The following is a 22,389-nucleotide window of genomic DNA, read 5'->3' on the forward strand; positions in this document are numbered from 1 at the left end:
ATGCTCACAAGTCCCCCTGATTGCTCGGTAAATCGCCCAGATCCGTTCTAGAACTCAGTTCTTGTAGATCTGGTCGAAGATACCGCCTTCTGCGAAATGTTCCTTCTGCGCCTTGGCCCAACCACCGAAAACGTCGTCGATCGTGAAAAGTTCGACCTTGGCGAAAGATTTTTCGTATTCCTTGGCGATTTCCGAATCGCGCGGACGGTAGGAGTTGCGTGCGGCGATTTCCTGACCTTCCTTGGTATACCAGTATTTCAGGTAGGCTTCAGCCGCCGCGCGGGTGCCCTTCTTGTCGGCCACCTTGTCGACCACGGAGACCGGCGGCTCGGCCAGGATCGACAGCGGCGGCGAGACGATCTCGAACTTGTCCTTGCCGAACTCGCGCTGCGCCAGGAACGCCTCGTTCTCCCATGCCAGCAGCACGTCGCCGACACCGCGCTCGACGAAGGTCACGGTGGAGCCCCGCGCGCCGGTATCGAGCACCGGCACGTTCTTGAAGAGATCGCCGACGAATTTTCTGGCCTTGTCGGACGAACCGAACTTTTTCTCGGCATAGCCCCATGCCGCCAGATAATTCCAGCGCGCACCGCCTGATGTTTTCGGGTTCGGCGTGATGACGCTGACGCCAGGTTTAATCAAATCGTCCCAATCCTTGATGGCCTTGGGATTGCCCTTGCGCACCAGAAACACGATCGTCGACGTGTAGGGCGAGGCGTTGAGCGGCAGACGTTTCTGCCAATCCGGCGACACCAGGCCCTTGCCGGCGATCGCATCGATATCATAGGCCAGCGCCAGCGTGACCACGTCCGCCTGCAATCCGTCGATCACAGAACGCGCCTGCGAACCGGAGCCGCCGTGCGACTGCTTGATCTCGACGGTCTTGCCTGTTTCCTTGCTGTAAGCGGCAATGAACGCCTTGTTGAAATCGGCATAGAGCTCGCGCGTCGGATCGTACGACACGTTGAGCAGCGTTACATCGGCGGCGAGCGCAGAACCTGCCCAGAGCAGTCCCGCGACGAGGGGCAGAATACGACGGAACATCTCAATCTCCATTCGGCCTGGTGAACGATATCACCGGAACACGCGGGACATAACTCGCGGTGAAGTGGCCTTTAGTCAACGAAACCGCTTTTCATTGTTTGCGGCGGTGCAGCGTCATTGTCCTATGAAGTCTTGATCGTGTGGATGCCGCATTCTGTCTTGGCTCTTCCGCGCCAGCGACCGGCACGCGCGTCCTCGTCAGGCGAGGTCCGGCTGCTGCACGGCATGCATCCGACCGACAGGTAGCCCGACGCCAGCAGCGGATGCGGCGGCAGATTTGCGAGCTTATAGATCGCCTCGATCTCTTCGCGCGCGACATTGGCGAACGGGTTGAATTTCAGCCTGGCGCCGTCGTCTTCGACGACTGCCATCTCGGCGCGCAGGCCGCCCTGGAAGCGCTTGCGGCCGTTGATCCAGGCCGAGAACGGCGCCAACGCCCGCGCCAGCGGCTCGACTTTACGGATACGGCAGCAGGCGTCGGGATCGGAGAACCACAATTCGCGGTCCGGATCCTCGCGCGACAAGGTTTCTTCCAGCGGCTTGATCGAGCGGACGTCGCGCAGGCCGAGCGTTGCGATCAACGTGTCGCGATAGGCCAGCGTCTCCTCAAACAGCCAGCCGGTGTCGAGGAAGATCACCGGAATCGCCGGATCGACGTCTGCCATCACCTTGAGCAAGGCCGCCGATTCCGTGCCGAACGACGAGACCACCGCCAGCTTCTCGCGGCCGACGGCCTTCAACGCCGCTTCAATGACTTCCGCTGATGACGCGCTGCGGAGCGCGCGATCGAGCGCCTGCGCCGGCGACAGGTCCAAAGTTTTCTCTATCACGGCCTGGGGTACGAGCGCGTTCACTGGCCGGCACTCTCCGAATGACGCAGCAGCATCCGCCGATGCAGCGCGGTGAGGCGGCCATCGCCGGTCGGCTGGTAGAACACCGAATAGCTTTTTGCGGTAGAGGCAAACGCCTCGGCGTCGCTGTCCTTTTTCACTTCGAACGTGTCGAAGCCGGCGCGCAGCATGAACACGAACTGATCGCGCAGCACCTGGCCGGTGGCGCGCAGTTCGCCGTCGAAGCCGTGCCGTTCGCGCAGCAGGCGCGCCTGGCTGTAGGCGCGGCCGTCGCGAAACGAGGGAAACACCAGCGCCACCGCGGCCAGCCGGCCGAGATACGGCACGAGATCGTCGAGATCGCGGTTGTTCGGCCAGATCACGCCGACCTTGCCGGCGCGCTTCAGAAAGGCTTCCGGATCCTCGAGGAACCGCGCCGCCGGAACGAAGATCGCGCCATCGCCGGGCAACTCGGCGCCGTCGGCAACATGGACGAACAGATCGGTGGCAATTCTACCCTGCTTAACGAGTGGCATAGACCCGCTCCTTGAATGGCTCGACACCCAGGCGCTTCACCGCATCCACGAACAACTCCTCGGGACGGTCGCGCAGTGCGAGATAGGCTTCGACGATATCCTCGATCACGTCGGCGACTTCCGCATAGGGAATCGCCGGGCCGATCAGCGTACCCATCTGCGCGCCCTCGTCGGCGCGACCACCGATGGTGATCTGGTAAAACTCCTCGCCGTTCTTCTCGACGCCGAGAATGCCGATGTGACCGACGTGGTGATGGCCGCAGGCGTTGATGCAGCCGGAGATGTTGATGTGCAGCCGGCCGATCAGCTCGGCGGTGTCGTGATTGGCAAAGCGTCGGGTCAGCTCCTGCGCGATCGGGATCGAGCGCGCATTGGCCAGCGAGCAATAGTCCAGCCCGGGGCAGGCGATGATGTCGGTGACCAGATTGACGTTCGGCGTCGCGAGCCCGATGCGGTCGAGCGCCTTCCATAGCTGCGGCAGGTCGCGCTTGGCGACATGCGGCAGGCACAGATTCTGTTCGTGGCCGACACGGATTTCGCCGAAGGAATAGCGGTCGGCGAGATCGGCGACCGCGTCCATCTGGTCGGAGGTGGCGTCGCCGGGCGGTGCGCCCACCGGCTTCAGCGACAGCGTCACGATCGAATAGCCCTGGACCTTGTGCGGGAACACGGAATTCCTGCGCCAGCGTTCGAACAGCGGATCATGCGCGGCCTGTTTCAGCTCGTCCGGCATGTGCGGCAGCTTTTCATAGGCCGGATAGGAGAAGCGCGAACGCACCTCCTCGATGACGGAATGGTCGAGCGTCAATCCGACGTCGCCCATCTGCTTCCATTCCTCGTCGACCTCGCGCGCGAACTTCTCGATGCCGAGCTCGTGCACCAGGATCTTGATGCGGGCCTTGTAGATGTTGTCGCGGCGGCCGTACTGGTTGTAGACGCGCAGGATCGCCTCGACATAGCTCAGGATGTCGCGGCCGTGCACGAACGGCTTGATGGTCTTGCCGATGAACGGTGTGCGGCCAAGACCGCCGCCGACCAGCACCTCAAAGCCGGTTTCGCCTTCCGCGTTCTTGTACAGGCGCAGCCCGATGTCGTGCACCTTGATCGCGGCACGGTCGTGCTCGGATGCCGTGATCGCGATCTTGAATTTGCGCGGCAGGAACGAGAATTCCGGATGCAGCGTGGTGTGCTGGCGCAGGATCTCCGACCAGATGCGGGGATCCTCGACCTCGCCCGGCGCGACGCCGGCCCACTGGTCCGAGGTGACGTTGCGCATGTTGTTGCCGGACGTCTGCATCGCATGGATGCCGACCTCGGCAAGGTCCGCGAGCGCGTCCGGCAGTTCGGCGAGCTTGATCCAGTTGAACTGGATGTTCTGCCTTGTGGTGAAATGGCCATAGCCGCGGTCGTAGCGGCGTCCGACGCGGGCCAGCGCGCGCAACTGCTTGGACGACAGCGTGCCGTAGGGGATCGCGACGCGGAACATGTAGGCGTGCAGTTGCAGATAGACGCCGTTCTGCAGGCGCAGCATCTTGAATTCGTCCTCGGTGAGTTCGCCGGAAAGGCGGCGCTTCACCTGGTCGCGGAATTCAGACACGCGTTCGTTGATCAGCGTGCGATCAAGTTCGTCATATGCGTACATGATGGATGTGCCTTACGCCGGAACCGGAAGCAGATCGATGGTGAGGCCTTCCGACCGGATATGTTCGCGGAGATTGCCGGGCTTGATCTCGCCGCCGTCCTTGAGCTCGACCGGCGCGATATAGGGGCCGATCGCGCCGACGTCATCGGCGGTGGCTTCACCAAGCAGTGTTCGCGCCTCATCCGAGGTGCGCACGATCGCGGCGTCCGACAGGTTCGCCGACCAGCCTTGTTGCGCGGTGCGATAGATCACAACGCCATCCCAGGTGCGGTTGGCGGTGACCATCGAAGGTCCCGTGATCTTGATCTTTTGTTGTAACGGAGAAGTCATTCTGCAGCATCCCTCAATTCGGAGATCACTTGATCGAGATCTGATTGGCGCCATGGTGCGGAATGCGCGACCACGTCACCGATGATGAGGACGGCGGGACCGCCGTCGATTTGTTCGACCAGCGCCGGCAAATGTTCGAGCGTGCCGACCACCGCTTGGGCGTCCGGCCGCGTCACCCGCGCGAACACGCCGACCGGCGTTTGCGGCAAGCGTCCGGCGGCGAGCAGGCCCGCACGGATCGCGGGTGCCGCGGTCATGCCCATGTAGACCACGATGGTCATCTTCTTGTCTGTCAGCACCGACCAGTCGACTGTCTCGGCGTCCCGCGCCTTGTGCGCGGTCAGGAACGTGATGCGCAGCGCCTCGTGGCGATAGGTCAGCGGCGCTTCAAACTGCGCCGCGGCGCCCAATCCGGCGGTGATGCCCGGCACCACCGAATAGGCGACACCGGCCGCGCGCAACACTTCGATTTCCTCGCCGCCGCGGCCGAAGATGAAGGGGTCGCCGCCCTTCAGCCGCACCGCGCGCTGGCCTGATCTCGCTGCCTCGATCAACAATTTGTTGATCGCATCCTGGCCGATACCGGGCTTGCCGACGCGGCGGCCGACCGGAATGCGCGAAGCATCGCGGCGTACGCGATCGAGAATTTCCGGCGATACCAGTTCGTCATAAAAAACGACATCGGCGTCCTGCAGCGCGCGCAGCGCCTTGATGGTGAGCAGGTCCGGATCGCCCGGCCCGGCGCCGACCAGCGTCACCCGGCCGTCGGCCTTGCCCTGATCATTGGCACCGGCGAAAGCGGAAGGGTCCGCGATCGCCTGCAGTTCCTTCTCGGCTTCGTCCTTGCGCCCGGCCAGAACAAGCGCGCCGATCGGTCCGTCGATCACGCGTTCCCAGAAACGCCGGCGCAACGAAAATTCGGGGATCCGCGCATGCATCGCTTTGCGAAAGCCGCCGATGAAACCGGCGAGATCGCCGATCCGCGCCGGCAGGACAGCTTCGATGCGCTCGCGCACGCGGCGCGCCACGACAGGGGAAGTGCCGCCGGTGCCGACGGCAACGACGACGTCGCCGCGATCGACGATGGCGGGAAAGATGAAAGTCGAATGGACGAGGTCGTCCATCACATTGACGGGCAGTCCGACCGCCTTGGCGCGTACCGACATCGCCACGCCAATGTCGCCGGCACCGGCGCAGAGGATCGCGATCACATCAGTCAGATCGGCGGTGAGCGGATCACCGGCATCAGGCTCGATCCGCGCCACGTCCTCAGCGGCAAGGCCGGAGAGGTCCTGATCGCCGTCGGTCGCGAACCAGCGAACCTGCGCGCCGGCGGCGGCGAGCAACCGCAATTTGGCGCGCGCGAGATCGCCCGCTCCAACGAGCAGCACCTTGCCGCTTTGCAGATCCAGAAACACAGGCAGATAGCGCATCAGATACTCGCTTCCCCAACTTGGGGGTTGACTGAAATTATTTTCTATTTATCTCTCGATCAAGGCCTGCAAAGAGAAAATTATTTCTTCTCTATTGCGGTGCAACTTTAGAATTTTTCCACTCTCAAGTCCAAGGCCAAGAGATGCATCTTCTCAACAAGGAATCCGGCGGACACGGGTTGCAGCCCGCGGCCTTCAACCAGGCCTCATCCGCGCCCAAAATTCTGGCCCATGGGCAGCTGCCGCCGCCCTCGATGGACCACCTCGACGAGCTCGAGGCGCAGAGCATCTACATCCTGCGCGAAGCCTTCGCGCGGTTGAAGAAGCTGGCGCTGCTGTGGTCGCTGGGCAAAGATTCCAACGTCATGATCTGGCTGGCGCGCAAGGCGTTCTTCGGCCGCGTGCCGTTCCCGGCCTTGCATGTCGACACCGGCAAGAAATTTGCCGAGATGTATGCGTTCCGCGATCGCTTCGGCAAGGAATGGGAACTCGATCTCAAGATCGAGCCCTGCCCGCCGATCGACGCCGTCGATCCGACACTGCCGCCGGCCGCGCGTTCCGCCGCCCGCAAGACCGAAGGCCTCAAATGGGCGCTGACCAAATACGGTTTTGACGGATTGATCGCCGGCATTCGCCGCGACGAGGAAGCCACCCGCGCCAAGGAGCGCGTGTTCTCGCCGCGCGGTATTGAAGGCGGCTGGGACGTCCGCGACCAGCCCCCGGAATTCTGGGACCATTTCAACGCCTCGCCGCCGCAAGGCGCGCATTTGCGCATCCACCCGATCCTGCATTGGACCGAGGCCGACATCTGGGCCTACACCAAGCGCGAGAACATTCCGATCATCCCGCTGTATCTGTCGAAGGACGGCAAGCGTTATCGCTCGCTGGGCGATCAGGACATCACCAATCCGGTGGCGTCGACCGCTTCCAGCATCGATGAAATCCTGACCGAACTCGACGGCACCAAGGTGCCGGAACGTGCGGGCCGCGCGCTCGATCACGAAACCGAAGATGCATTCGAGCGGCTGCGTGTCGCCGGTTATCTCTGATGGACATTAGGTGTGAGTGCTGCGATGAACATGATCCTCCCCTCAAGCGTATTGGCGACACCCAACGGCACGACGCGGCCGCAGATTCGCATCGTCATCGTCGGCCATGTCGACCACGGCAAATCCACCCTGGTCGGCCGCCTGCTGCATGAAACCGGCAGCCTGCCCGAGGGCAAGCTGGAAATGCTGAAAGCCGTCAGCGCGCGGCGCGGCATGCCGTTCGAATGGTCGTTTCTGCTGGATGCGCTGCAAACCGAGCGCGACCAGGGCATCACCATCGACACCACGCAGATCCGTTTCCGCACCCGCTCGCGCGACGTGGTGCTGATCGACGCGCCCGGCCACGCCGAATTCCTGCGCAACATGATCACCGGCGCCTCGCAGGCCGACGGCGCGGTGCTGATCATCGACGCGCTGGAAGGCGTGCGCGACCAGACCCGGCGACACGGCTATCTGCTGCATCTGCTCGGCATCAAGCAGGTTGCCGTCGTCGTCAACAAGATGGACCGCGTCGATTTCAGCGCGGAACGTTTCAAGGAGATCAGCGACGAGATTTCTTCGCATCTGATCGGCCTCGGCGTGACCCCGTCGGCGGTGATCCCGATTTCCGCGCGCGACGGCGACGGCGTTGCCGAACGCACGCCGCGGATCTCCTGGTACCAGGGGCCGAGCGTCGTCGAGGCGCTCGATGCGCTCGAACCGGCACGGCCGCTGGAGCAGCTCGCGCTGCGGCTGCCGGTGCAGGCGATCTACAAATTCGACGACCGCCGCATCGTCGCCGGCCGCATCGAATCCGGCAGTCTCAGCGCCGGCGACGAGATCGTCATCATGCCCGCCGGCAAGATCGCGAAGATCAAGACCGTCGAGAGCTGGCCGGTAACCCCTGTCAACGGCAGCCACGGCGCCGGCAGGTCGGTCGGTATCACGCTCGACCGCGAATTGTTCATCGAACGCGGCGACGTGATCGCCCATGCCGGCGCGACCCCGCGCGATACGCGGCGGATTCGCGCCCGGATTTTCTGGCTGCACGACAAGCCGCTCGCCAAGGGCGAGCAGATCCTGATCCGCCTCGGCACCCGCGAAAGCCGCGCTCAGGTGGTCGCGATCGAGAAGGCGGTCGATCCCGGCGAACTCTCCAATGAGGAGACCAAGTCGATCGCGCGCAATCACGTTGGCGAAATCGACATTTCGCTGGCGCAGCCGGTTGCGGCCGACCCCTATCAGGATAATCCGCGCACCGGACGGCTGGTGATCGAGGTCAACGGCCGCATTGCCGGCGGCGGCCTCGTGCTGTCGGTCGATGCCGGACAACGCGCCGTCCCAATCGACATCGTTCCCGTTGAGTCAGCGCTGCGCCCCGAAGAGCGTTCGGCGCGCTATCACCATAACGGCGCGGTGATCTGGCTGACGGGCTTGCCCGGCTCGGGCAAATCGACGCTGGCCCGCGCGCTGGAGCGACGGCTGTTCTCTCGCAGCGGTTCACCGATCCTGCTTGACGGCGACACCCTGCGCGCCGGCCTCAACAACGATCTGGGCTTTTCACCACAGGATCGTAGCGAAAACATTCGCCGCCTCGCGGAAGTCGCCACCCATCTGGCGCGCAACGGTCACATCGCCATCGTCGCCGCGGTTTCGCCCGCGATTGCGGATCGCGCAGTGGCGCGCCGCATCGCCGATACCGCCTTCCGCGAAATCCACGTCGCCGCTCCTGCCGAGGTGTGCGAGAGCCGCGATCCCAAAGGCCACTATGCCAAGGCCCGCGCCGGTACGCTCCCCTCGTTCACCGGGATCACCAACGACTATCAGGCCCCGCTCGAATGCGAGTTGAGGCTCGACACCTCAACCCGGACAGTGGCCGACGCCACCGACGCGATCGAACGGATGCTGGCTGAGACCGGCGTTTTGTTCGACGAACTGGTCGATCTGGCGGCCAATATCTAGGCTTTTGGGGCCTTCTCATCGACCCGGCTTTAGGGCTAAAAGGGCGGCCGACGCCGCCCCTTTTGGCGCGCTTTTTGCTGTTTTCATACTGAAAACGCCTTCCTGTTCGCCGTTTCTACCCCGAGAAAGCCCATCATGAATCGTGTCGATGCCCACGGATTGAAGATCGCCCCTGAACTGTTCGATTTCATCGCCAAGGAGGCGACCCCCAAGACCGGGATTTCCCCCGACGCATTCTGGGCCGGGCTTGCCGCCATCATCGCCAAACTGGGACCGAAAAACCGCGAGCTGCTCGCCGTCCGCGACGCGCTGCAGGCCAAGATCGACGGCTGGCACCGCGCCAACAAGGGAAAGGCGTTCGACATGAACGCCTATACCGCTTTCCTCAAGGAGATCGGCTATCTCTTGCCGGAGCCCGCGACCCACAAGGTCGAGACCGCAAATGTCGACGAGGAAATCGGCGAGATCTGCGGGCCGCAGCTCGTCGTCCCCCTGACCAACGCCCGCTATGCGCTCAACGCGGCGAATGCCCGCTGGGGCAGCCTGTATGACGCCTTCTACGGCACCGATGCGATCCCGCACGATCCGAGCGAGGCTGGCCGCGGCTACAACAAGGCGCGCGGCGACAAGGTGATCGCCAAGGCCAAGGCGTTCCTCGACGCCGCCGCGCCGCTCGCGACCGGCAGCCACACCGACGTAACCTCCTACAGCGTGATCGCGGGCCAGCTCGCGGTCAAACTGAAGAGCGGCAACGCCACCGCGCTCAAGTCACCCGAACAGTTCGCCGGCTATTTGGGCGCCCCTGACGCGCCGACCGCGATCCTGCTGGTCAACAACGGCATGCATGTCGAAATCAAAATCGATCGCAGCAGCACCATCGGCAAGGACGATCCGGCAGGGGTCGCCGACATGATCCTGGAATCGGCGGTCTCGACCATCCTCGACATGGAAGACAGCGTCGCCGCCGTCGACGCCGAGGACAAGGTGCTGGTCTATCGCAACACGCTCGGCCTGATGGACGGCACGCTGTCGGCGGATTTCGACAAGGGCGGCAAGACGCTCAAGCGTTCGCTCAACCCCGACCGCGTTTACAAGACGCCGGACGGCAAGGACCTGACGCTGCACGGCCGCAGCCTGCTATTGATGCGCAATGTCGGCCATCACATGTTCACCGACGCCGTGCTGGACTCCAAGGGCGAGGAAATTCCGGAAGGCCTGCTCGACGCCGCGGTCGCCGGCCTGCTGGCGATCCACGATCTCAAGGGCGGCTCAAAGACCAAGAACAGCCGCACCGGTTCGGTCTACATCGTCAAGCCGAAGATGCACGGCCCCGACGAGGTCGCGCTGACCTGTGAGCTGTTCGGCGAGGTCGAGAAGCTGCTGTCGCTGCCGGAGAACACCATGAAGGTCGGCATCATGGACGAGGAGCGCCGCACCACGGTCAACCTCAAGGCCTGCATCCAGAACGCCTCGAAGCGGATCTGCTTCATCAACACCGGCTTCCTCGACCGCACCGGCGATGAGATCCACACCTCGATGGAAGCGGGTCCGATGATCCGCAAGAACGACATGAAGGCGCAGCCCTGGATTAAGGCCTATGAAGACTGGAACGTCGACATGGGCCTGATCGACGGCCTGCCCGGGCATGCCCAGATCGGCAAGGGCATGTGGGCAGCCCCCGACAAGATGGCCGACATGCTGACGCAGAAGATCGGCCACCCCTCGGCCGGCGCCACCACCGCCTGGGTGCCGTCACCGACCGCCGCCACGCTGCACGCGCTGCATTATCACCAGATCAACGTGCAGGCGCGCCAGCAGGAGCTCACCACAGGCGGCCAGCGCGCAAAGCTCTCCGACATCCTCACCATTCCGGTGTCGCAGTCGAACTGGGCGCCCGACGACGTGAAGCAGGAGATCGACAACAACTGCCAGGGCATTCTGGGCTATGTCGTGCGCTGGATCGACCAGGGCGTCGGCTGCTCGAAGGTGCCTGACATCCACGGCGTCGGCCTGATGGAAGACCGCGCCACCTTGCGCATCTCGGCGCAACATCTGGCCAACTGGTTGCATCAAGGCGTCATCACCAAGGACCAGGTGATGGAATCCCTGAAGCGCATGGCGGTCGTCGTCGACGGCCAGAACAAGGGCGATGCGCTCTACAAGCCGATGGCGCCCGGCTTCGACGGCATCGCCTTCAAGGCGGCGTGCGACCTGGTGTTCAAGGGCCGCGAGCAGCCGAACGGGTACACCGAATACATCCTCACCGCCCGCCGCCGCGAAGCCAAGGCGGCCGGCTGACCGGCCGGCCTGAATTCCGTTCGGATATCAGGCCGCGCGTATCGTCTGCAGGAATTTTCCGACCTCGAGCTTGAGGGAATGGCCTTCCTGCGAGAGCGAACGGGCGGAACCATGAACCTGTTCGGCCGCCGCCTGGGTGTCGGCCGAACCACGGCTGACATCGGCGAGGCAGCCGCCGACCTCGATGGCACCCTCGGCCGCTTGCTGGACGTTGCGCGCAATCTCCTGCGTCGCGGTGCCCTGCTGTTCGACAGCCGCGGCGATCGCCGTTGAAATTTCTGAGATCTGCCCGATCGTGCCGCCGATCGCCTTGATCGCGGACACCGACTGCTCCGTTGCCGACTGCATCTGGGTGATCTGGGCGCTGATTTCCTCGGTCGCCTTGGCGGTTTGCGCGGCAAGCGCCTTGACCTCGGAAGCCACCACCGCAAAGCCGCGGCCCGCCTCGCCGGCGCGCGCCGCCTCGATGGTCGCATTGAGCGCCAGCAGATTGGTTTGCTCGGCCACCGCCGCGATCAGCTTGACGACTTCGCCGATGCGGCCGGCCGCCTGCGACAATTCCGCGATCCGCTCATTGGTCTGCTCGGCCTGACGCACGGCCGCATGGGTGATGTCTTCCGATTGCTTCACCTGGCGGCTGATTTCGGTCACCGAGGAAGCCATCTGCTCCGAAGCGGCGGCCGCCGATTGCGCATTGGCCGATGAACGGTCGGAAGCGGATGCCGCCTCTGCCGTATGCTTGTGGCTGGTTTCGGCCGTCCTGGTCAGGCTGCCGGCGGCGAGTTCGATCTCGGAAGACGCCGATGAGACGGCCTCGATGATCTTGCCGATCGCCTGCTCGAAGCCGTCGGCGACCTGGCTCATCGCCAGCTTGCGTTCCTCCTCCGCCTTGAGCTTGAGATCGGCCTGTTCGGATTCCATGGCCTGAACGCGCAGTGCGTTTTCCCTGAACACCTGGACGGCGCGGGCAATGGCACCGACCTCATCGGTTCGTTTGAGGGACGGTATTTCAATATCCAATCCGCCGCCGGCGAGCCGTGCCATCACGCCGGTCATGCGGGTCATCGGCCGGATCACACCGAGGCCGACGCCGACAAGGCCGCCGCCGATGATCAGGAAGACCAGGCCCGAGATGCCCCACAGGATAGCGTTGAACGTGCCGACACGCTGGGTCGCGGCACTCTCAATGGCCGCGTTGTCGTCCGTGGTCTTCTTGACGATTTCGTCGATCAGGGCGCGGTGCGCCAGATAGGCGGCCGAGATCTCCGAATACGCCTTGGCCGCGGCGGCGGTATCTGCCTTGGCCAAGGCCGGCAGGAACGCCTGCTCGATGGCGTTCCAGAAGCGCTGCACCTCGCGATGCGAATCCACGACGAACTTCGCCTTGACCACAGGCTCGAGGTCCGACTTCACCCAGAACTCGTGGCGCTCGTCATACTCTTTTTTCAATTGCTTCAGCCGATCGCGACGGTTGGCGAGTTCAGCCGGGTTATTCAGCGCAAGGGTGGCTTCGAGATAGGATTCGATCACATATTCCGGCGGCGGCAGGATGTCGGCGATCAGATCGTTGCCGAGCTTGAGCTTGTTGTAGAGGGGGCCGCCGACCTTGACCTCGCTGAGCGCGAAGAGACCGGTGAACACCACGGCCCCGAGACCGATGGCCGTGACAAGGCCGAACAGGACTATTGCGCGCGTGATCGTCAAACGAAGCTTCATTGCCAACGTTTCCTCAAAATCGATTCGGTTCCGCTCTTGGCGAGCCGAACTTAAATTCGCTTGAAACGCGAAGACTGTTCACCACTCGCGTTAACGTTCAGTTTGTCTTCGGTACTCCGATCCGGAAAATTTACTGGGCGTCGAAGGATCCGTGAGATCGGCGCGCGCGATCTGTCGCAGGGCTGATGCCGCTTTGCCGCACGCAGGAACGTTTGGATCGTGCGCTCGTTGAGAATTCATCTCAACTCACAGGGAGAATGACGATGGATTGGAACCGGGTTGAAGGAAACTGGAAACAGTTCAAGGGCGCCGCCAAGGAGAAATGGGGCAAGCTCACCGACGACGATCTCAATGTGATCGAAGGCCGTCGCGAGCAACTCGAAGGCAAGCTGCAGCAGCGCTACGGCTTCGCCAAGGACCAGATCCGCAAGGACGTGGACGACTGGTTCGGGACACTGAAATAGAATCCTCCAAAATGAAAAGCCCCGGCAGTGCCGGGGCTTTTGTTTGGGCGGCGCTAGATCACCGCGATGTATTTCAAGAGCGAGATCACGCCGAGGATGATCACGACGACGCGCGCAATCTGTTTGGCGCGGCCATCAAGCGGCAGCAGGTTGATGAGATAGAGAACGAGGATAACGACGAGAAACGTGACGAGTACGCTGACAAGCATGCGGGCCCCCTCGGCTGAAATAGCGCTGTTGGTATTTTGTTAACGTGTCAGGTCACATTGGGTTCCGGACAGGGAACCCGCGTGCAAACAGAAAAACTACAACCATTTCAATGCCCCGTAGTTCTACGACGCCGGCGCTGCCTAAAGTATTTACCCTTTTACCCCCAAATGACCGCGGCTTTGGGGAGCATCATGTTGAACCGTCTGACCGTATCCGCGCTGCTGAAGACCGTTATCCTGGCGACCGCCTTCTGCATCGTGGTGGGTTTCTCGCTCAACGCCTGGGATGCCTGGGGCCGCCTGCAGGTGGCAAACCGCATCTCGGTGGTCACCGACGCATCCGCCAACATGTTCAAGGCGATGCATAATCTGCGCACCGACCGATCCACGACCAACCGGCTATTGAATGCCGATGCGCCGATGGACAGCGATATCGAAAAGTATCTGCGCAACATCCGCGATACGCAAATGCCCGCCTTGAACAACGCGCTGACGTTGCTCCCGTCGATTGAATTCGCACAAGCCTCCACTCTGGTCCCCGAGCTCGATCGCCTGTTCAAGAAGCTGAGCACGCAACAGAGGGAGTTCTGGGACGAGGTGAGCAAGCCGAAGGCCTCTCGCCGTCCGACGCAAGGCAAGGAATACATGGAGACCGCGACCGCGCTGCTGGAGACGCTGGACAAATTGTCCGCAGCGCTTTCCACCGTGGTCAACCATCAGGACCCGATGATCGACCAATTGCTGGCGATCAAACAGACCGCCTGGCTGCTCCGCAATACCGCGGGTGAGGCGTCGCTGCTGGTTTCCGTCGGGCTCTCCGCGGGAAAAGCGGCGCCGGAAGCACACCTGAAATATCTGAAATACTCCGGCGGCATCGAGGCCGCCTGGAACGCGCTGGAATTGTCCGCCTCGGGAATGCAGTTGCCGCCGGCGCTTGCCGCCGCGATAGCCGCGACCAAGACCGCCTATTTCGAACCGGACTACATCGCTTTGCGCGATCGCCTGATGACGACGCTGGTCGCCGGCGAAAAGCCCGAATTGACCGCAAACCAGTGGACGCCGATTACGGTCGGGCGCCTCGGCAGCGCGGTCAAGGTCGCCGAAACGGCGCTCGACGCTGCCCGGGACCACACCGTGATGCAGTATTCCTCGGCGCGGCGTGCGCTGGTGGTGCAACTGGTGCTGCTGGTCGGCGCGCTGGCGCTGACGTTCGGCGCGCTGATTCTGGTCACCCGCCGCGTCATCAAGCCGCTGCACAATATGCGCGACGCCATGCTGAAGGTCGCCGCCGGCGACCTGACGGTCGACACCGGCTATGCGGTGCGCAAGGACGAAATCGGCGCGCTCGCCGGCGCGCTGGAGACGTTCAAGCAGCAGGCCGAAGACAAGGTCCGGATCGAGGCGCAGGAGCGCGAACGCAATGCCGGCGCCACCGCGCGGCAGCAGGCGATCGAAAGCTATGTCGGCGAATTCGAGAGCCTGGTGCGCCAATCGCTCAACCAGCTGGGCGACGCGTCCGGCCAGATGCGGACCACCTCGGACGGGCTATCAGCGGTTTCCCGCCAGACCAACGCGCGGGTTGAGGTGGCCGAAAAGGCCTCCAGCGAAGCCTCGATGAGCGTCGAGACGGTCGCGGCCGCGTCGGAAGAACTGAGCGCCTCGATCAACGACATCAGCCAGCAGGCCGCGCACGCCGCCGGCATTGCCAGCCGCGCGGTGAGCCAGGCGCGTGAGACCGACGGTACCGTGCAGGGCCTTGCCGCATCCGCAGGCCGGATCGGCGAAGTCGTAGGCCTGATCAACTCGATCGCCGCGCAGACCAACCTGTTGGCGCTGAATGCGACCATCGAGGCCGCCCGCGCCGGTGAAGCCGGCCGCGGCTTTGCGGTGGTGGCGTCCGAAGTCAAATCGCTGGCAAGCCAGACCGCGAAGGCGACCGAGGAAATCTCGGAGCAGATCTCCGACATTCAGAAGGTCGCGAATGAGGCCATCGAGGCCATCAAGGGCATCGGCGGCATCATCGGCGAGGTCAACGAGGTCGCGACCGCGATTGCGGCCGCCGTGCAGGAACAGGGCGCCGCGACGCAGGAGATCACGCGCAGCACGCAATTCGCCGCCCAGGGCACCAAGAACGTCTCCGACAACATCTCGGGCGTGAAGACCGACGCCGATGCGGCAGCTGCCGCCGCCGACGACGTCAAGCACGCCTCCGAGACGCTGGAAACGCAGAGCAAGCAATTAGGTACTCAGGTCACTCAGTTCCTCGGCAAGATCCGCGCGGCGTAGTCGCCTCCACGACCTCGTCATGCCCGGGCTTGACCCGGGCATCCACGACTTACTCTTCCTTCGCCACCAAAGCGTGGATGGCCGGGTCAAGCCCGGCCATAACGGAAGGTGAGAGCCGCGTCCCTGACCGCCGTCAATCACTCCCGCGCCACCACCGGCACGCGTTCATACTTGGCGCGCACCTTGTCCGAGGCGGGTGAGAAGTTCAGTTCGGCGCCGCGTTTGTCGGCGCTGCGGCCGGCCACCAGCAAACCGTTTTCACCGGCGACGATGTCGCCCTTGCGCAAGGTCGGATCGGCCTCGATCTTGATCGGCGCGAGGCCGATCTGATCCTTGCCGTTGCAGGTGCACCCGGCCACGAGTTCATTGCGATAGCGGAACGCGTTCGGCAGTTCCGAATAGGGCTTTCCGTTGTCGGCGGCGGCGTTGTCGATGCTGCTGCCATAAAACACTTTGGTCTCGCTGGCCGGGCAGAAGCTGTCGCAGGACGCCGCACGGCTGGCATTGTCGGAGGCCGTCACGGGGAAATAGCGCCCGTCGCAGGTACGCACGCAAAACGCCTGGCCGCCGCCGTAGCGACGCGTCTCGCCGCGCTGGACCGGCACCGACCCGTCGTCATTCGCAAACGGCAACGGAATATAAGGAGCCCTCGCCCGGCCCATGCCGCCGAACAGGGCCGAGAAGAAGTCCTGGGCTTGCGCCGTTGGCGCCAGCGCGGAAACGCCCGCCAAGGCCGCCGCGCCCAGGATTGCCATTCTACGCACGTGCATTCGCATCTCCCGTCAGGTCGTCGGCTCAGTTGAGCTGCGACGCCGTCAAATTCATTGCCTGCCGCCCCGAGGGCGGCGGCGTCAGCGCCGGACGCGCCGGCCGCACGCTGATGGTGGTGCGCGTCTCCATGTGCGGCGCGCTCTTCGGCAACACCACGACCTTGGTACCGATATCGACTCGGCCAAAGAGATCGCTGACGTCCTCATTGGTCAGGCGGATGCAGCCTGAGGAAACGAACTTGCCGATCGTCGAGGGATCGTTGGTGCCGTGGATGCGGTACTGGCTGGAGCCGAGATACATCGCCCGCGCGCCGAGCGGATTGCCGGGGCCTCCGGCCATGAAGCGCGGCAGATAGGGCTGGCGCGCGATCATCTCGGCCGGCGGATGCCAATCCGGCCACTCCGCCTTGCGGCTGATGGTCTGTACGCCGGACCAGGTAAAGCCTTCGCGGCCGACACCGACGCCGTAGCGAACGGCGCGGCCCTGGCCGAGCACGTAATACAGCGCGGTGTTGCCGGTATCGATCACGATGGTACCGGGCGCTTCATTGGTATTGAAAGCAACGACGGCGCGGCGCAGCCGCTCCGGCACGACGCCCGCGTCGGGCGTTGCCGGCTCAATCATCACCTCATCGGTGGGAAACGAGTTTGGCTGGGTGGACGCGTAACCCAGCAGCTGCGCGCTCGCCGCGCTGGAAAATACCGAGGGGGCCAGCAGCACGGTGCTGATGAAGACGAGCGCGTGAGTTACGCGCGACTGACGCCGGCGATGAGAGGACTGTGTCATGGGACTGCCCCGGTTGGATACGCATCGTGTGATGCACTGAATTGGCAACGCGACCGGGGCTGCACAGTTCCCTGCGACTCGGTTTGATAGGCCTGCTGTCAAGCGCGCTGGCGCTCACGCTTCCGCGATGGAACTTCTGCCTCAGCCGCCCGTTGTGTGGCTTGAGATTTCGGTTCGCGGGGCGATGTCGCGGCTGCCATGTGAACACCGCCTCGCGCGGGGGAGAATCGTTGTGCGCGTATTGCCCCCCAAGCCTTTGCCTGAAGAACGCAGGGCGCCTGAAGATCGCAAGGCATCCAATGAAAGCAAGCCGGCGGAACGCAAGCCGGCGCAAGGCGAGCACAAGCCAACCGACCGAAAGCCATCCGACCGCAAGGCCTCCAACAACAAGGTTTCGCCGGGCGAACGCCAGAAAAGCAATGCGCCGGAAGGCGCACCGGTGCCCGACAGCAATGTCGAACTGCCCCCGCTGATCAGCCGCGCCGAAATCGTCGCCTTCTCGCTGGTATCGTTGCTGATCATTTGCCTCGTCGCCGTGCTCTACGCCGCGAAAGCGTTCTTCCTGCCGGTCACGATGGCGTTCATCGTCGGCACGATGCTGTCGCCGGCGGCGAACTTCCTCGAGCGCCATCGCATTCCCCGTGCGCTGGGCGCCGTCCTGATCGTGGCCGCCGTCGTCACCGGCGCAGCCTTCATGGTCGGCCTGATTGCATCGCCGGTGATGGAATGGAGCAGCAAGCTTCCGGAACTGGGGGCGGAGCTGAAGGAAAAGATGCACGTCTTCGACCGGCCGCTGGCGCTGTGGCGTCAGCTGCAAGGCATGCTCGGCAGCTCCGACACGCTGGCGACCTTCCACATGCCGAAGTTCGAATGGGTGCAGCCGACGCTCGAATTCCTGTCGCCGACCTTCGCCGAGTTCCTGCTGTTCGTCGCCACGCTGATCCTGTTCATCGCGAGCTGGAAGGATCTGCGCCGGGCTCTGGTGATGAATTTCGGCGACCGGCCGGTGCGGCTGCGAACGCTGCGGATCCTCAATGAGATCGAAGAGCATCTGGGGAGCTATCTGCTGATGGTGACGATGATCAATGTCGGCGTCGGCATCGCAACCGGCATCATCTGCGCGGTCACGGGCATGCCCAATCCGGCCGGCCTCGGCGCGCTGGCCGCGACGCTGAACTTCATTCCGATCATCGGACCGGTCGCGATGTTCGTCGTGCTGATCGTGGTCGGCCTTGTCGCCTTCCCGACAATCAGCGCAGGGATGCTCGCGCCGCTGCTGTTTGCCGCGATGACCTTCCTCGAAGGCCACTTCCTCACGCCAATGATCGTGGGCCGCAGGCTCGAGCTCAACGCGCTGGCGGTTTTCATCGCGCTGGCGTTCTGGACCTGGCTGTGGGGACCGATGGGCGCGTTCCTGGCGTCGCCGATCCTGATCGTCGCGCTGATCCTCAAGGAGCACCTTATGCCGGTCAATTCGCCGCAGTTGCCCTAGAATCAAGGGGTTTCGCAGCAGGAACTTCCGCTTCGGGCGGACGTTTCCCCGATAGCTGAATTGAATGCCCGGGAGCTTTCGATGTCGCCGACCGACAACGCCACCTACGAACGCCTGGAAAAGGATGTAACCGCCGTGAAAAATGATATCGCAGCCCTCACCGACCAGATCACCGAAGCGCTCAACAGTTTCGCCGGCACCGCGGGCAAGCAGGCGCGCCGCGGCTACCGGCAGGCGCGCGCCAATGCGGAGCAGGCGGCGGACGACATGTCCGAGCGCGGCAGCGCCATGATGGACGCGGCGCAGGATGCGGCCTCCTCGATCGAGGAATCGCTGGAGGACGTCATCACGCAGCGGCCGCTGGCAACCGTCGGTCTCGCACTCGGCGTGGGTTTCCTGCTCGGCGCAATGTGGCGCCGGTAATCCGGCGATGATGCAATGATGACCCGCGCCGGAAAGCCATCCTTCATCTCCCGATGGCGGCGCTGGCGCGAGGTCGTTTCTTTTATTGATGTTCTTTTCAGATCGAGGCGGGCCCATGTTTCAGCGACTGATCGATGATTTCAAGGATTCGACCGGCACTGCGCTCCGGCTGACCTCGCTGGCGGCAGCAGCCGCGATTGCTTTGCTCGTCACCACATCGTTTCTGTGCGCGGCCGCCTTCATCTTCGTGCTGGAGAGGTACGGCTCCGTTTATGCTTGCCTGACCGGCGCCGGCATCTTCTTCGTGGTGACGATGATCGCGGCGATCTCCTACTTGGTGCGCAAGAAACAGATCGAGAAGCGCGTCAAGGAAACCACGAAATCCGCCGCCCAAACCATGCTGGCCGATCCGATGCTGGTCGCGGCCGGCATTCAGGTGGTGCGCGCGATCGGCATCAAGAAACTGATTCCGATTTTGGCGGTCGGCGGCCTGGCGCTGGGATTCTTGGCGAGCCGCGGCCAGAGCCAGGCGGGCGGCGAAGCGCCGGCGGAGTGAAGGCCGTTCGTGAGTGTTCGCGCATCGCGCCCCAATGAAAGCTGTCATCCTCCGCGAAAGCGGGGGATCCAGTACGCCGCGGCCTATCGTCTCGATCATTGGCGTCTCTGGAATACTGGATCGCCCGCCTTCGCGGGCGATGACAGTTTTGGTTGGAATGCACGCCTTCGCCTTCTCGCGACGCATTGCGCCCGAGCTTTGCCAGAAAACTTTGCCCCCAAAACTCGAGAGGGCGCAGGGAAGACCGGGTGCGCGCTGCACCCGCGGTCCCGTGTGCGGTTTGCACTAAGTAGGCTGCACACGAGCATACAGGGCAGCGGAGAACACCCGGCCTTCCCTGCGCAATGGCTTTACGGCTTATGCCGTGATCTCCCCGGAGACGAGTTCTTGTTGACTCCGTCGCTGCCGTTTCCGCTCGGCCGTTTCCGCTCGCGCTTCTCCGACAGCTTGACGCCTGCAACGGGCGCCAGGACCACACGGTTTTGCCGTACGCTTAGTCCGCGCCATCGTCTCAGCGCAAACCAGCGTCCACCGCAACCCGCCCAACGTCCGTGACGACGGCCGACGCCCTCTGAGTGGGACGGGATGGGCAAATATATGCACCTGATTTGCGTTCTGTAAAAGCGAAATATTTTTTATTTCGAGGCTTGACATGATTTCGGTAAATCGCAACTGATTTGCCCGTCGGGTCGTTTTGCCGCAGTTCGAGTATCCCTCCTCGTCATTCCGGGGCTCGCGAAGCGAGAGCCCGGAATCCATCGGGCGACAGCGCATGCGGTCAAATGGATTCCGGGCTCGCGCCAAGCGGCGCGCCCTCAGATGCGCAATTGCGCATCGGGGAATGACGAGAGGGAGAGCGAGAGGTGGCTACTCAGCACCCCTTACGTCACGCACCGCCCGGGCTGGAGCAGCTTGGCCACATCGGTCAGCACGCTGACCGGCGGCTCGCAGGCGATGGCGATTTTTTTGGATGCGGGCTTGGTCGCCGGCGGTGTCGGCACCGGGCCGTTGCGCGTTTCGTTGCGCGCCGCTTTGGCAACAGGCACGCGGACCAAGACCGAGGTATCGGCGACGCCGTCGTGCCGCAGCACAATGGTCTGTGTCTGCCCGGCCGAGGCGGGAACCGACGCGCGATCGGACTTGCCGGCGCGATTGACCCCGGTTTCGGGCGCCGCGGCCGTAGCCTGGCGACTGCCGATCAGGTCGTGGGCGAATGCGAGCTGGACCGCGCCCGCGCCAAGGGTCAAGGCGATCGCGAGCGAGCCGAAAATTCCCTTATGAATCTGTGACATGTTGGTGTGTCCCTCGCCCCATGGCGATCATGAACACAACACGAACCGGGCCGTCCGGGTTCGGCGGACAATCGATCACTTAACCGTGTACGAAAATATTTGAAGGCGCCTGGAACGACTTCCCGGCTTGTGAGTCTTTCCAACAGCCGGTCATTCCCCCTGCCCCATAGACCGGTGATGCGGGGCGCGACCGTGGTGATGCCGGTCGCGCCCCGCTTTTTTTTGAAAATTCAGGAACATCGGCGCGAGCCGAGCCACCCACGTCAATAAAGCTGCACAGGGAGCGGGGTGCCGTCCTTGCCGACCACGAGGCCCCAAGTCTCGCCGGGAGCGAACTCGAACTCCCGGTTGTGCGCCGTGCCGCTCGCGAGCTTGAGGCTGACCTTGTATTTGCCGGGCGGCAGATTGACTTCCTGACCATTGGGCGATTTGCGTCCGCTATGGGCATCGTCAGTCAAACTTTCTCCGGCGCCAGCGGCCAAATTGATGATCTGCTGGTTGACGGTGATGACGGCCGCTTCCTTCGCGCCGTTGCCAAGCCGCAGCCGCATTTGCCCTGGCATCGGCAGGATGTCGCCATCCGCGTCCGCAGGCTTGCGCTGCGACAAATCGGCGATCGTCCTGTCGCCCTGGCGGGTGAGCCGAAGCTGCGCCGGTCCATCCTTGGTGGCGAACGTGATCGTGGCCTTGTCTCGCTCGATGACCGCGCCTTCATTTTCCGTCCAGCCGCGCTTGGCGAGTGCCTCGCGATAGAAGCGGAGTGTGCCTGCGAGATCGAGCGGCGTTTCGACGTGAACCGCGTCAATGAACCGTGAACTCTTGCCCGTCGTGACAACCCAGGGCTTGGGCCGCGGCAAGCCGGAGGCTAGATCGTCGCTCGCGGCCTCTGCGGGCTTGGCGTCCGAGCTGACGCTGCAGAGCAGCCGCCTGCCGATGGCATTCTGCGGACAGTCAGCAATGGCCCATGCCGTCTTGTCGGTATAGCTCCCCTGGAATTTGGGCGGCGTGTTCGACGGGATTGCCGGAGTCCCCTGAGTGGTGGTCCGCGATGACCAATGAAGGGCGCACGGGACGACCAACGGTGAATAGCCGGTCGCGCAATAATCATAGGGATCCAGCACTTTCGCGAGCGCCACCGTCAGCACGCCTACCGTGGAAGCGGCCGCCGCAACCAGCAGGCCGCTGACCAGCAAAACAACTTTCGTTCGACGCTCCATTGGATGGATTTCCGGTGTTGAGAGGGCTGGGCTCAAGTGCCCGTCCTGAGCTTAGTGGCGCCAGCCATGCAAAG

The 22,389-nt window shown here is 63.5% G+C and carries 20 protein-coding genes; 8 read left to right on the plus strand and 12 right to left on the minus strand.

Annotation, left to right across the window (positions count from 1 at the left end; translation table 11 throughout):
• Positions 1–54: 54 nt before the first annotated feature.
• From JQ641_RS31170 to cysG, 6 genes are all read right to left on the minus strand, one after another.
• Positions 55–1,056, minus strand: a complete 1,002-nt coding sequence (locus JQ641_RS31170; RefSeq protein ID WP_502755015.1) for a sulfate ABC transporter substrate-binding protein — start codon at positions 1,054–1,056, stop codon at positions 55–57.
• A 110-nt stretch (positions 1,057–1,166) separates the two neighbouring features.
• On the minus strand, positions 1,167–1,898 hold the full coding sequence (locus JQ641_RS31175) for a phosphoadenylyl-sulfate reductase (RefSeq protein ID WP_211999723.1): 732 nt from the start codon (positions 1,896–1,898) through the stop codon (positions 1,167–1,169).
• On the minus strand, positions 1,895–2,410 hold the full coding sequence (locus JQ641_RS31180; RefSeq protein ID WP_211999725.1) for a DUF934 domain-containing protein: 516 nt from the start codon (positions 2,408–2,410) through the stop codon (positions 1,895–1,897). The genes JQ641_RS31175 and JQ641_RS31180 overlap by 4 nt, the downstream gene beginning before the upstream one ends.
• Positions 2,397–4,052: a nitrite/sulfite reductase gene (locus JQ641_RS31185; protein WP_211999726.1), complete on the minus strand. Its 1,656-nt coding sequence runs from the start codon at positions 4,050–4,052 to the stop codon at positions 2,397–2,399. Before JQ641_RS31185 ends, JQ641_RS31180 begins: the two co-directional genes overlap by 14 nt.
• 12 nt (positions 4,053–4,064) lie before the next feature.
• Entirely contained in the window at positions 4,065–4,382 is a 318-nt protein-coding gene (locus tag JQ641_RS31190; RefSeq protein WP_192737192.1) for a DUF2849 domain-containing protein, read from the minus strand.
• The gene (cysG, locus tag JQ641_RS31195) at positions 4,379–5,815 is read right to left on the minus strand and encodes a siroheme synthase CysG (RefSeq protein ID WP_211999728.1); all 1,437 of its coding nucleotides are present in this window, start codon (positions 5,813–5,815) and stop codon (positions 4,379–4,381) included. Before cysG ends, JQ641_RS31190 begins: the two co-directional genes overlap by 4 nt.
• 254 nt (positions 5,816–6,069) lie before the next feature.
• On the opposite strand from cysG, the gene cysD reads away from it, so the two are divergent.
• The 3 genes from cysD to JQ641_RS31210 all read left to right on the plus strand — a co-directional run bounded on the left by cysD (position 6,070) and on the right by JQ641_RS31210 (position 11,103).
• Positions 6,070–6,864, plus strand: a complete 795-nt coding sequence (gene cysD / locus JQ641_RS31200) for a sulfate adenylyltransferase subunit CysD (RefSeq protein WP_211999863.1) — start codon at positions 6,070–6,072, stop codon at positions 6,862–6,864.
• A 24-nt stretch (positions 6,865–6,888) separates the two neighbouring features.
• Positions 6,889–8,805 (plus strand): adenylyl-sulfate kinase, encoded by a 1,917-nt coding sequence (gene cysC, locus JQ641_RS31205; RefSeq protein WP_211999730.1) that lies wholly within the window; start codon positions 6,889–6,891, stop codon positions 8,803–8,805.
• Between the two features lie 135 nt (positions 8,806–8,940).
• Positions 8,941–11,103, plus strand: coding sequence for a malate synthase G (locus JQ641_RS31210; RefSeq protein ID WP_211999732.1), 2,163 nt, complete (start codon positions 8,941–8,943; stop codon positions 11,101–11,103).
• A gap of 27 nt (positions 11,104–11,130) precedes the next feature.
• Here JQ641_RS31210 and JQ641_RS31215 read toward each other — a convergent pair whose 3' ends face one another.
• Entirely contained in the window at positions 11,131–12,819 is a 1,689-nt protein-coding gene (locus tag JQ641_RS31215) for a methyl-accepting chemotaxis protein (protein ID WP_211999733.1), read from the minus strand.
• A gap of 263 nt (positions 12,820–13,082) precedes the next feature.
• Between JQ641_RS31215 and JQ641_RS31220 the strand changes: the two genes are divergently transcribed.
• Positions 13,083–13,283, plus strand: coding sequence for a CsbD family protein (locus JQ641_RS31220; protein ID WP_211999734.1), 201 nt, complete (start codon positions 13,083–13,085; stop codon positions 13,281–13,283).
• A gap of 53 nt (positions 13,284–13,336) precedes the next feature.
• On the opposite strand, the gene JQ641_RS31225 is transcribed toward JQ641_RS31220, so the two are convergent.
• Entirely contained in the window at positions 13,337–13,492 is a 156-nt protein-coding gene (locus JQ641_RS31225; RefSeq protein WP_211999735.1) for a Thivi_2564 family membrane protein, read from the minus strand.
• Positions 13,493–13,684: 192 nt separating this feature from the next.
• On the opposite strand from JQ641_RS31225, the gene JQ641_RS31230 reads away from it, so the two are divergent.
• A complete protein-coding gene (locus JQ641_RS31230) occupies positions 13,685–15,778 on the plus strand; it encodes a methyl-accepting chemotaxis protein (protein WP_211999736.1) in 2,094 nt (697 codons plus the stop codon).
• A 137-nt stretch (positions 15,779–15,915) separates the two neighbouring features.
• Here the strand turns inward: JQ641_RS31230 and JQ641_RS31235 are convergent, their stop codons facing one another.
• Entirely contained in the window at positions 15,916–16,554 is a 639-nt protein-coding gene (locus JQ641_RS31235; protein ID WP_211999738.1) for a DUF2865 domain-containing protein, read from the minus strand.
• 19 nt (positions 16,555–16,573) lie between these two features.
• Entirely contained in the window at positions 16,574–17,335 is a 762-nt protein-coding gene (locus JQ641_RS31240; protein ID WP_211999740.1) for a L,D-transpeptidase, read from the minus strand.
• A 439-nt stretch (positions 17,336–17,774) separates the two neighbouring features.
• Between JQ641_RS31240 and JQ641_RS31245 the strand changes: the two genes are divergently transcribed.
• The 3 genes from JQ641_RS31245 (at position 17,775) to JQ641_RS31255 (ending at position 19,806) form a co-directional block, all read left to right on the plus strand.
• Complete coding sequence (locus JQ641_RS31245) at positions 17,775–18,827, plus strand: AI-2E family transporter (protein WP_211999866.1); 1,053 nt, start codon at positions 17,775–17,777, stop codon at positions 18,825–18,827.
• An 81-nt stretch (positions 18,828–18,908) separates the two neighbouring features.
• Positions 18,909–19,250, plus strand: a complete 342-nt coding sequence (locus JQ641_RS31250; RefSeq protein WP_211999742.1) for an ElaB/YgaM/YqjD family protein — start codon at positions 18,909–18,911, stop codon at positions 19,248–19,250.
• Positions 19,251–19,365: 115 nt separating this feature from the next.
• Positions 19,366–19,806 carry a hypothetical protein gene (locus JQ641_RS31255; protein ID WP_211999743.1) on the plus strand — a complete coding sequence of 147 codons (441 nt, stop codon included), beginning with the start codon at positions 19,366–19,368 and terminating at the stop codon, positions 19,804–19,806.
• Between the two features lie 881 nt (positions 19,807–20,687).
• Here JQ641_RS31255 and JQ641_RS31260 read toward each other — a convergent pair.
• Positions 20,688–21,098, minus strand: coding sequence for a hypothetical protein (locus tag JQ641_RS31260; RefSeq protein WP_211999744.1), 411 nt, complete (start codon positions 21,096–21,098; stop codon positions 20,688–20,690).
• A 263-nt stretch (positions 21,099–21,361) separates the two neighbouring features.
• Complete coding sequence (locus tag JQ641_RS31265; protein WP_211999745.1) at positions 21,362–22,315, minus strand: hypothetical protein; 954 nt, start codon at positions 22,313–22,315, stop codon at positions 21,362–21,364.
• Positions 22,316–22,389 lie beyond the last annotated feature (74 nt).

The organism is Bradyrhizobium sp. JYMT SZCCT0180 (assembly GCF_018130165.1).
Classification (GTDB): domain Bacteria; phylum Pseudomonadota; class Alphaproteobacteria; order Rhizobiales; family Xanthobacteraceae; genus Bradyrhizobium.

What these genes read in the sequence shown, in the direction of transcription:
- JQ641_RS31170 (WP_502755015.1), bottom strand. Translation starts at nt 1,056, where the DNA reads ATGGAGATTGAGATGTTCCGTCGTATTCTGCCCCTCGTCGCGGGACTG.
- JQ641_RS31180 (WP_211999725.1), bottom strand. Translation starts at nt 2,410, where the DNA reads ATGCCACTCGTTAAGCAGGGTAGAATTGCCACCGATCTGTTCGTCCAT.
- JQ641_RS31185 (WP_211999726.1), bottom strand. Translation starts at nt 4,052, where the DNA reads ATGTACGCATATGACGAACTTGATCGCACGCTGATCAACGAACGCGTG.
- JQ641_RS31190 (WP_192737192.1), bottom strand. Translation starts at nt 4,382, where the DNA reads ATGACTTCTCCGTTACAACAAAAGATCAAGATCACGGGACCTTCGATG.
- cysG (WP_211999728.1), bottom strand. Translation starts at nt 5,815, where the DNA reads ATGCGCTATCTGCCTGTGTTTCTGGATCTGCAAAGCGGCAAGGTGCTG.
- cysD (WP_211999863.1), top strand. Translation starts at nt 6,070, where the DNA reads ATGGACCACCTCGACGAGCTCGAGGCGCAGAGCATCTACATCCTGCGC.
- cysC (WP_211999730.1), top strand. Translation starts at nt 6,889, where the DNA reads ATGAACATGATCCTCCCCTCAAGCGTATTGGCGACACCCAACGGCACG.
- JQ641_RS31210 (WP_211999732.1), top strand. Translation starts at nt 8,941, where the DNA reads ATGAATCGTGTCGATGCCCACGGATTGAAGATCGCCCCTGAACTGTTC.
- JQ641_RS31215 (WP_211999733.1), bottom strand. Translation starts at nt 12,819, where the DNA reads ATGAAGCTTCGTTTGACGATCACGCGCGCAATAGTCCTGTTCGGCCTT.
- JQ641_RS31220 (WP_211999734.1), top strand. Translation starts at nt 13,083, where the DNA reads ATGGATTGGAACCGGGTTGAAGGAAACTGGAAACAGTTCAAGGGCGCC.
- JQ641_RS31225 (WP_211999735.1), bottom strand. Translation starts at nt 13,492, where the DNA reads ATGCTTGTCAGCGTACTCGTCACGTTTCTCGTCGTTATCCTCGTTCTC.
- JQ641_RS31230 (WP_211999736.1), top strand. Translation starts at nt 13,685, where the DNA reads ATGTTGAACCGTCTGACCGTATCCGCGCTGCTGAAGACCGTTATCCTG.
- JQ641_RS31235 (WP_211999738.1), bottom strand. Translation starts at nt 16,554, where the DNA reads ATGCGAATGCACGTGCGTAGAATGGCAATCCTGGGCGCGGCGGCCTTG.
- JQ641_RS31240 (WP_211999740.1), bottom strand. Translation starts at nt 17,335, where the DNA reads ATGACACAGTCCTCTCATCGCCGGCGTCAGTCGCGCGTAACTCACGCG.
- JQ641_RS31250 (WP_211999742.1), top strand. Translation starts at nt 18,909, where the DNA reads ATGTCGCCGACCGACAACGCCACCTACGAACGCCTGGAAAAGGATGTA.
- JQ641_RS31255 (WP_211999743.1), top strand. Translation starts at nt 19,366, where the DNA reads ATGTTTCAGCGACTGATCGATGATTTCAAGGATTCGACCGGCACTGCG.
- JQ641_RS31260 (WP_211999744.1), bottom strand. Translation starts at nt 21,098, where the DNA reads ATGTCACAGATTCATAAGGGAATTTTCGGCTCGCTCGCGATCGCCTTG.
- JQ641_RS31265 (WP_211999745.1), bottom strand. Translation starts at nt 22,315, where the DNA reads ATGGAGCGTCGAACGAAAGTTGTTTTGCTGGTCAGCGGCCTGCTGGTT.